The 8,879-nt window shown below is 68.8% G+C and carries 7 protein-coding genes; 4 read left to right on the top strand and 3 right to left on the bottom strand.

The window, feature by feature from the left end:
- The first annotated feature begins 247 nt into the window (after positions 1-247).
- The 4 genes from rlmD (at position 248) to L6Q96_19730 (ending at position 4,601) form a co-directional block, all read left to right on the top strand.
- Positions 248-1,525 (top strand): 23S rRNA (uracil(1939)-C(5))-methyltransferase RlmD, encoded by a 1,278-nt coding sequence (gene rlmD, locus L6Q96_19745; GenBank protein MCK6556789.1) that lies wholly within the window; start codon positions 248-250, stop codon positions 1,523-1,525.
- Positions 1,526-1,644: 119 nt separating this feature from the next.
- Positions 1,645-1,890 (top strand): hypothetical protein, encoded by a 246-nt coding sequence (locus tag L6Q96_19740; GenBank protein MCK6556788.1) that lies wholly within the window; start codon positions 1,645-1,647, stop codon positions 1,888-1,890.
- A gap of 12 nt (positions 1,891-1,902) precedes the next feature.
- Complete coding sequence (gene ggt / locus L6Q96_19735; protein ID MCK6556787.1) at positions 1,903-3,615, top strand: gamma-glutamyltransferase; 1,713 nt, start codon at positions 1,903-1,905, stop codon at positions 3,613-3,615.
- Positions 3,616-3,620: 5 nt separating this feature from the next.
- The gene (locus L6Q96_19730) at positions 3,621-4,601 is read left to right on the top strand and encodes a flippase-like domain-containing protein (protein MCK6556786.1); all 981 of its coding nucleotides are present in this window, start codon (positions 3,621-3,623) and stop codon (positions 4,599-4,601) included.
- Between the two features lie 123 nt (positions 4,602-4,724).
- On the opposite strand, the gene L6Q96_19725 is transcribed toward L6Q96_19730, so the two are convergent.
- The 3 genes from L6Q96_19725 to selA all read right to left on the bottom strand — a co-directional run bounded on the left by L6Q96_19725 (position 4,725) and on the right by selA (position 8,802).
- Positions 4,725-5,159 carry a helix-turn-helix transcriptional regulator gene (locus tag L6Q96_19725; protein MCK6556785.1) on the bottom strand — a complete coding sequence of 145 codons (435 nt, stop codon included), beginning with the start codon at positions 5,157-5,159 and terminating at the stop codon, positions 4,725-4,727.
- 329 nt (positions 5,160-5,488) lie between these two features.
- Positions 5,489-7,396 (bottom strand): selenocysteine-specific translation elongation factor, encoded by a 1,908-nt coding sequence (selB, locus tag L6Q96_19720; GenBank protein ID MCK6556784.1) that lies wholly within the window; start codon positions 7,394-7,396, stop codon positions 5,489-5,491.
- A gap of 8 nt (positions 7,397-7,404) precedes the next feature.
- Positions 7,405-8,802 (bottom strand): L-seryl-tRNA(Sec) selenium transferase, encoded by a 1,398-nt coding sequence (gene selA, locus L6Q96_19715; protein ID MCK6556783.1) that lies wholly within the window; start codon positions 8,800-8,802, stop codon positions 7,405-7,407.
- Positions 8,803-8,879: the final 77 nt, after the last annotated feature.

Raw genomic sequence — 8,879 nt, 5'->3', positions numbered from 1 at the left:
CGTCAGACCGTCGCGGCTCGGCGGGAGCCTCGCCCTCCCAAAGGCATGGCTGATCGGGCCATTGGGTTGCGGGCGCCTGCCCGCGCCAGGCTTGTCGAAGGGTGAGCGGGTCGCATCATATAGAATACGTTGGCGAATTTATGAACCAGAGTACTAAGGTTGCGGGTGTCGTGCCGGCGATAGGGCGTGTAAGCTCGGCAGCAGGGTCGCGACGATGCCGGTTGTGACCCCCCGCGAGGATGAGCCGATGGCCGCGCAGCCGCGATCGCTGACGATTGCCGCTTTGACCTACGGGCCCCATGGTTTGGGCCGCTTGGACGGTAAGGCCATCTTCGTGCGCGGGGTCGTGCCCGGCGAGACCGTGGAGGTGGCGATCCGCGAGGACCATGGCAGTTATGCGTTTGCCGATCTGGTCGGTGTCCGCCGCGCGGCTGCGGAGCGACGAACGCCGCCCTGTGCGTACCTGCCCCGTTGCGGCGGATGTCCGTGGCAGCACGTCGAGTACGCGGCCCAGCTCGATGCGAAAGCGCGCAACGTCGGCGACGCGCTGACGCGGATCGGAGGATTGCCGGCGGCCGCGGTGCGGCCGATACTCGCGTCGCCGGAGGAGTTCGGCTACCGCAGCCGCGTCACGCTGCGGGTGGCCGGCCGCCGGATCGGCTTCTACGCGGCGGCGAGTCACGAGCTGGTCCCGATTGAGGCCTGTCTGTTGGCCGCTGGCGCTGTCGGTCGCGCGCTGCCGGCGGCCGCCGATCTGATCCGCCGCCTCGCCTCGCCGGTACGTCGAATCGAGGTTGCCGCCGGCGAAGTCGACGATCGCGTCGTGCTGGTGGGCGAGGTGGAAGGCGGGTGTGTGGGCGGTGACGCGGGGCTGGTCGAGGCATGGCTACGCGGGCAGCCGGCGATCGCGGGCGTGGTCTTGCACGGCCGCCGTTGGCGCCGCGCCTGGGGCGACGTCACGCTGACCCTGCGGCCCGAGCCGGACCTCGTGCTCCGGGCCCACGCGGGCGCGTTCACGCAGGTCAGTGCCGCAGGCAATCGGCTGCTCGTCCGGACGCTGTTGGAGAGCGGAGGATTCGCGCCCGGGGAAAGGGTGCTCGACGTGTATGCCGGGGTCGGCAACCTCGGGTTGCCGGTGGCGCGGCGTACGGGGCGGGCGGTGTTGGTCGAGCGCGACGCCGTCGGCGCCGCGGATGCGCGCGCCAACGTCGCGGCGCTGGGATTGCGCGGTTGCGAGGTGCGAACCGCCGCGGCTCAGCGGGCCGTGTCGGCCCTGCGTCGAGCGGGCGAGCGGTTCGACGCCGTCATACTCGATCCGCCACGTTCCGGCGCCGCCGATCTGATCGACGATCTGCTGGCGCTGTCGCCGCCGCGGCTGTTCTACGTCTCGTGCAATCCCGCCTCGCTGGCGCGCGACTTGCGTCGGCTGAGCGGGCGGTATCGCGTGGAGACGGTTCAACCTATCGACCTGTTTCCGCACACGTACCACGTCGAAACGGTGGTGCGGGCCGTATTGACTTGCTGAGGAGCCATTTCTAATGTCGCGAGCCGACGAGGGACCTCCCACCGCTTTATGCCCGGCGCTCTCGCCACGAGTTCGACTGGCGCCCCCCGGTGCTTGAGGGGCGTCGACGAGTGATGCCTATGGCCAAAGAGCGCAAGTCATTGAAACCGAAAGTTACGATCATCCCCGGCAAGGGCGTGGCGCAGACGTTGAACTATTTGCTGGAGGATCGTGACCAGCTCGAGTGGTTGGTGGCGGTCGGGCGCAACAAGAACGGGGAGATCTTCTTCTACGACACGGGTGGCGATGTCGTGGAGGACCTGGGCGCGCTCGAATACCTGAAACTTCGCATAGCTCGCGCCCATTTCGGCGACGACCCAGAGTGAAGGGCGCGGTCTGTGTTCGTGGGGTTGCTTCGCATAGCGCCACGGCTTGCCGGTGGCGGGCTTTTCGTGACACTGCTGGCGGTGTCGTGGCTGGCGCCGCGCGGCGCGGTGGGCGCATGGGGCAGCCGCGGCATGGTCGCCGCGGACCACCGGCTGGCGTCCGAGGCCGGGGTCGAAATCCTGCGGCGCGGCGGCAACGCGATCGACGCGGCGGTAGCGACGGCATTCGCGCTGGGCGTGGTGAATCCGTCGTCCTGTGGCATTGGCGGGGGCGGTTTCATGCTCGTCTACCGGGAGGGGACACGCTCGGCGGCGGCGCTGGACTTTCGCGAAACCGCACCGGCGGCGGCCTCGCGTGACATGTTCGTACGCGACGGCAAGGCGGTGCCCGAACTCAGTCGGCGCGGCGGGCTCGCGGTGGGCGTGCCCGGCGAGGTGGCGGGTCTGGCCGCCGCGTGGCGGCGGTACGGCAGCCAGCCGTGGGCGGCCGTGATGGAACCGGCGATCCGCCTGGCGCGGGACGGTTTTCCGGTCGGACCCCATTTGGCGGGGGAGATCGAGCGCAACCGCGACGCTCTGCGGGCCGACCCGACTTTGGCCGCGGCGTTCTTCCACGGCGACGGCCGTCCGCTGGCCGCGGGGGAGACGCTGCGGCGGCCGGAACTGGCCGCGACTCTGCAACGGATCGCCGACGGCGGCGTTGCGGCGTTCTACCGCGGCGAGATTGCGGCGCGCATTGTCGAGAGCGTCGACGCGGCCGGAGGAATTCTGAGTCGCGCCGACCTCGAAGCGTATCGGCCCGTGTGGCGGAGGCCGCTGGTTGCCAGCCTGGGCGGGGACCGCATTTACGCGATGCCGCCGCCGAGTTCGGCGGGGGTCGTGCTCGAGATGCTGGGGATTCTCGGGCGCGACGACTTGCCGGCCCTGGGTCGCGACTCGGGCACCTACGCTCATCTGCTGACGGAGACGATGCAGCACGGGTTCGCCGACCGGGCCCGCTTCTACGGCGATCCGGGTTACGTGACAGTGCCGCTGGCGCGCCTGCTGGCGCCCGTCAACACGGCTCTTCTCCGCTCGCGGATCAGCGCGGTGCGGACCGGAACGTCGGAGGCCTATGGCACGGCCCCGGCGGCGCCGACGACCGCCGCCGACAAAGGTACTTCGCACCTTTCCGTGATGGACGACCGCGGCAATGCCGTCGCGTGTACGACGACGGTGAATACGGCGTTCGGCGCCCTGTTCACGGCCGCCGGGACCGGCATCATCCTCAATAACCAGTTGGACGACTTCTCCGCTCAGCCGGGGGCGCCGAACGTCTTCGGGCTCGTCGGCACGGCGGCCAATGCGGTGGCGCCCGGCAAACGGCCATTGAGCAGCATGAGTCCGATGATCGTCACACGCGGCGGGGAGCCGATCCTGGCCGTAGGCGGCTCCGGCGGTCCGCTGATTGTCAGCGGCACGCTGCAGGTTCTGCTCAACGTCCTCGCCTTCGACCTCGACGCGTCAACCGCGGTGGCGGCGCCGCGGCTCCATCATCAGTGGTTGCCGGACGTCGTGGCGGTAGAGCCGGGTATCGGGACGGACGTCCGGACGTCACTTGCGCGGCGTGGCCACAGTGTGAGAGAGCTTCCGGTAATGGGGGCGATCCAGGCGGTGCGGAGTGAGGCTGGGGTTATGGAAGGAGCCTCCGATCCGCGCAAATACGGCGAGGCGGCGGGCTGGTAAGAACTATGGTGCACAAGGAACCGACCTGGCGCCGCTGGCTCTCGTCGCCATGGGCGAAGATTCTCCTGAGCGTCGTCCTTCTCGTTCTGCTGCTGTCGCGAACCGACCTGTCCGAGCTGGCGGCCGTAATGGCCGAGACCGAGCCCGGATGGGTGGTGGTTGCGTTGGTCGTCTATCTGCTCAGCATGGTGGTGAGCTGTGTCCGCTGGATGATGCTGGCGCGCCCGCTGGGGTTCGACGAGCCGTTCTCGCAATTCTTCGGTTCGTACTTCACGGGTATGTTCATGAACTTGTTCGCGCCGAGCACGGTGGCGGGCGACATCGGCCGCGCCCTGTTCCTCGGCCGCGGCAAGAAACGCAAGGCCCTGGCATTCACCACGGTCCTTGCCGACCGCGGCCTGGGTTTTGTCGTGCTTACCTGGATCGCCGCGATTGCCATCGCTCTGCAGCCGCAGTACCGGCTGCCTCGGCTGCTGTATACCGCGGCGTGGGTGATCCCGCCGGCGACGCTGCTGGCGTGGTTGTATCTGCCGCAGTTGGCGGTGCGAGTACTGGCGCGAGAGAACCGCTGGCGTGTCCTGGTCGAACGCGATCTCGCTCCGTATTGGAAAGACACGACGCTGTTGCTCAAGACCAGCGCCGTGGCGTTCGTCTTCCATGCGATGCAGATTTCCAGTCAGGTCTTGCTGGCCTGGGCGCTGGGTTTGCGGGTGCCGACGGCTTACTTCTTCATCTTCGTACCCGTCGTGAACATCATCGGCATGATCCCGGTGAGCTTCAGCGGCATCGGGATCCGGGAAGCCGGATACATGTTCTTCCTTGCGCGCCTCGGTGTCTCCCGCCACAGCGCGGTTGCGCTCGGACTGCTCGCCAGCGCCATCGTGCTGTTGTCCGGCCTGGCGGGCGGACTCGTGCTCTTGCGGTGGAAAGGGCACATGCCGTCCCTCTCACGTTCCGCGGCAGACGCAACTCCCGAAGAGCCGTGACTGCCCGAGAGCCGAGCGGGCAGCGGGCTGCCGGCGCACCAGCCCCGAGACGGGGTAGGCGGCCGGCGCACCGCTGCTGCTCGCCACCAGTGAAACGGGCCCGGTTCGCACCGGGCAGGCGGGCTACTGCAGAGCCTGCCGAATCGCCTGTAGGATGAACAGGTAATCGCGACTGCTGCGGGCCTTCCCGAGCTTGGCCGTTTGCTTGAGCACGTCGAGCTCGCCGCGGCTGATGTTGTGCCGCGTGTGCAGCCGCTTGTCGGTGCGGAACTCCTCCCACGCCGACCTGGCGTGCGAGTTGCCCGCGGGCGCCGTCGCCGGTCGCATGTGCGGATGGGCCAGCAGGAACATCTCCTGATGGTCGAGGTCCAGCACCTTGCCCAGCTTGACCAGCACATTGGTGCTTGGCCGTCGCATGTTCCGCTCGAGGTAGCCTATGTAATTGGCGCGCACGCCGACCCGCTTCGCAACTTCCTGTTGCGTGAGGTCGAGCTGGCGTCGCCTTTGACGTAGCACCACTCCGAGTGTCTGAGATCGGGTCTTCTTGTCTGCAGCCATGCTCCTGTCCTCCGAGCGTTGCAGGACCCCCCGAACTCGCCGGCCCGCCTTCCATTGGCGGTAGTTGTTCCCTGCCGCGTTTCGATAAAAAGTGACTCGCCTCAAACCACTTCTCCGCAAAAAAGTCCAGAACATTTTGTCCCTGACGGCAACGGGCCAAGTTCTGCGGTCACTGGCCGCCCCCCGCGGGGACGACGCCATCCTCCGACGATGCCCGAGACGGTCACGCCGCCGTTAGGCCAGCATCACCCGCCTTCGCGCCCGCTGCCGGGTTTGCCAGGGCGGACATTAGCTCTTCTACGGCGTTGCACAAGAGGGAAATGCGTCGGTTAGCGCCGTAGCTTGCGGATGTCGCCGACACGGAGGGTGAAGCCGGTGCGGTCGAAGTAGTCGAGCAGGGAAATGCTGAACTTGCGGCTGGCGCCGAGCAGGTCACGAAAGGTGGCCGCGCTAATCTCTCCGTGGGTCTCGACGTGGCTCCGGAGCAGGCCGCGAGCGCGGTCGAGCGATTCGCGAGCGAAGTACAGGTCGCCACCTATGCGCGCTACCCGACCCTCGCGTTCGAGCTGTTGCAGGACCGTTTGCAGGCGCTGCCGAGTCGCCCCCAGTTGCGTCTCCAGTTGCTTGAGGTCCGGCGGCGTGTAACCGCCCGCCGCGAGCAGCGCTTCGGCGCGCACGCCCAGCTCCCGTTCGTCCTGCCGCAGCGCGACTTTGTGGGTCGGGAGGTGCAGGACGCTTTCCTGCCGCACCAGCGTTCCGGCCGCGACCAGCGCGTCGACCACGGCACGGAACAGCTTCGCCGGGACATCCGGTGCCAGCCGGCTGCGCAGCGACTCCATTTCGAGCCCCGGAGACAACGGCTCGCAGCGGTGCGCGGCGGCGAGGGCCGCGCTCGCTTCCGCACGCAGCCGTTCCCACTTCGCGGCGGTCGTGCAGGCCGTCGGTTTCTCCGCCTCGGGCAGAAGGCGGACGGTGGGTACTGTCTGCAGGGCGTTCATGACGGCCGCCGGCGTAAGCGCCGCCGTCTGGGCGAGATAGTCCAGTCCGACGGCGAACGCGGGTTCGAGCGCCAGCAGGGCGCCCACGATCTCCCCCGGAGTCGTGGCCCCGTGCAGAGCCCGCAGGCCGTCAATCAGGCCGGGCTCGCCGCGGCTGTGTCGCCGGGCGAACGGGTGCACCACGGACCCGCCGCCGATCGTGCGCTGGGCGCTGGCATTGCGCAGGATGAATCGGTCGCCGCGCAGCGCGTGCAAGGGATCGCGAAGAACCAACTGCGCGAAGGCGGCACGCCGCGGAGCGAGCGCTTCGCCGCCCTCGATCAGCACGAGCTTGCCCATCGTTTCGGCGGTGCCGAGATGGACGTGTACGGCGTCGTGCGACTTCACCGGTCGGGTCGCCGAGGGCCGGATCTCCACCCAGACATCGCAACGTTCCGTGTCACGGTCGAGCGACGGATCGCAGACGACGTGCCCACGCGTCACGCCGGCGCGCTCGACCCCGGCGAGGTTGAGGGCGACTCGCTGCCCGTAGCCGGCGGCGTCGACCTCGCCGCCGTGAACCTGGACGGAACGTACCCGTGCCTCGTGGCCGCCGGGTTGAATGCGCACCGCGTCGCCCACGCGCACCGTCCCGGCGATCGCCGTACCGGTGACCACCACGCCGTGCCCGTGCATGACGAACGCCCGATCGACCGGCATCCGGAACGGTCCCGGCGCTGCGCTGCGACGGTATTCGCGCAGCGCCCGTTCGAGCGTGTGCCGCAGGACGTCCATGCCGTTGCCGGTGGCCGATGACACGGGCACCACCGGCGAGCCTTCGAGGGTCGTACCGGCGAGCAGGATCTCCACCTCTTCGTGCACCGCCCGCAGCCGCGCTTGGTCGACCAGGTCGGCCTTGGTAATCGCGACGACGCCGTGCCGGGCTCCGAGAAGATGCAAGATGTCGAGGTGCTCTTCGGTCTGCGGCATCGGTCCGTCGTCGGCCGCGACGACGAGCAGGACGAGATCGATGCCGTGGGCCCCGGCCAGCATGTTGCGAATGAAGCGCTCGTGCCCCGGAACGTCGACGATGCCGACGCGTTCACCGTCCGGCAGGTCCAGGTACGCGAACCCGAGGTCGATCGATATCCCGCGTTCCCGTTCCTCTTTCAGGCGGTCGGTTTCCTGCCCGGTGAGGGCGCGGATCAGGGCCGTCTTGCCGTGATCGATGTGACCGGCGGTTCCGATGACGTGGGGCATGGGGGTGGTCAGCGGTCAGCGGTCAGTGGGTGGGGATGGGTGGGCACCAGATCGCCGGGATCGAAGATGCCGCGGAGGTCGAGGAGGAAGCGGCCGGCCTGGATTCGGCCGACGATGGGTGTTGCGGCGTTGCGGAAACGGCGAGCGATGTCCTGCGACCCGATCGCCGCGTGGGTCACGCTGACCGCCAGTGTCGGCAGGCTCTCGACCGGCAGGGCGCCGCTGCCGATCTCGGACTGCGACTCGACTATTTCGACGACGTATTCCTGCCCGAGGAATTCTCTCAATCGGGCGACTGCGGCCGTACCGACGGCACGCATCTCGGCCAGCGGTCGGGTCAGCCATCTGAGCGTCGGCAGTGCCGCGGCAAGGTCGGGATCGGTCCGATACAGGCGTAACGTCGCGGCGAGCGCGGCAAGTGTGAGCTTGTCGCAGCGCAAGGCGCGTTTCAGGGGGTTGCGGTTGATCGCATCGACGAGGTCGGCGCGGCCGACGACGATCCCCGCTTGCGGGCCGCCGAGGAGCTTGTCTCCGCTGAAAGTCACCAGGTCGGCGCCGGCGCGAAGGCGCTCGGCGACCACCGGCTCTCTGGGCAGACCGTAACGCGAGAGGTCCACGAGGGCGCCGCTGCCGAGATCTTCCATTATGGGAACTCCGCGCTCCCGGCCGACCGCGGCCAGGTCGGCGAGTTCCACTGTGCTGGTGAAGCCGACGATGCGGTAATTCGAGGTGTGCACTTTGAGCAGCAGGGCGGTGCGTTCGCCGATTGCCGCGTCGTAGTCGGCGGCGTGGGTGCGATTGGTCGTGCCGACCTCGCGCAAGACGGCCCGGCTCTTGGTCATGACGTCGGGAATGCGGAACGAACCGCCGATCTCGACGAGTTCGCCGCGCGAGACCACGACCTCGCGTCCCTCCGCCAGCGTGTTGAGACACAGCAGCACGGCGGCTGCGTTGTTGTTGACGACCGTGGCCGCCGCGGCGCCGGTCAGGGCGCGCAGATCGTCGCGGATGCAGTCGTCGCGGTCGCCGCGCTCGCCACGACCGAGATCGAACTCGAGGTTTACGGCGTTGCCCGCGGCGACGCGTACCGCCTCGACGGCCTCTGCCGCCAGGACGGCGCGGCCGAGGTTGGTGTGGAGCACCACCCCCGTCGCGTTGACGACGGCGCGCATTCCGACGGCCCGTGCCGCCGCGGCGCGCGCCATGGCGGCGGCGATCACTTCGTCGGGAGACGGCACCGGCACCTCGTCCTCGGCAATCCGCTGGCGGACCTCGGCCAGGACGGCGCGCACGGCGTCGACCACGTAAGCCCGCCGGAAGCGCCGCAGGGCGATGGCCGCCGCCTCCGTTTGCAGCACGCGGTCCACCGATGGAATGGCGCGCAGGCGCGCCGCCCGGTCCGTCATCGCATCGATGCTGCCGGGTTTCGGCGGCGGAGACAACCGGCGTTCCTTCTCTGGCTGTTGACCCTGTGCTGTGGCGC

The sequence above is a fragment of the Candidatus Binatia bacterium genome, assembly GCA_023150935.1.
Classification (GTDB): Bacteria; Desulfobacterota; Binatia; order HRBIN30; family HRBIN30; genus JAKLJW01.
The sequence above is the reverse complement of the archived record's forward strand: the minus strand, read 5'-3'. Positions and strand labels throughout refer to the sequence as shown.

Excerpts from the sequence above, each read along its gene's own strand:
- rlmD (MCK6556789.1), top strand. The coding sequence starts at position 248 with ATGGCCGCGCAGCCGCGATCGCTGACGATTGCCGCTTTGACCTACGGG.
- L6Q96_19740 (MCK6556788.1), top strand. The coding sequence starts at position 1,645 with ATGGCCAAAGAGCGCAAGTCATTGAAACCGAAAGTTACGATCATCCCC.
- L6Q96_19730 (MCK6556786.1), top strand. The coding sequence starts at position 3,621 with ATGGTGCACAAGGAACCGACCTGGCGCCGCTGGCTCTCGTCGCCATGG.
- L6Q96_19725 (MCK6556785.1), bottom strand. The coding sequence starts at position 5,159 with ATGGCTGCAGACAAGAAGACCCGATCTCAGACACTCGGAGTGGTGCTA.
- selB (MCK6556784.1), bottom strand. The coding sequence starts at position 7,396 with ATGCCCCACGTCATCGGAACCGCCGGTCACATCGATCACGGCAAGACG.
- selA (MCK6556783.1), bottom strand. The coding sequence starts at position 8,802 with ATGACGGACCGGGCGGCGCGCCTGCGCGCCATTCCATCGGTGGACCGC.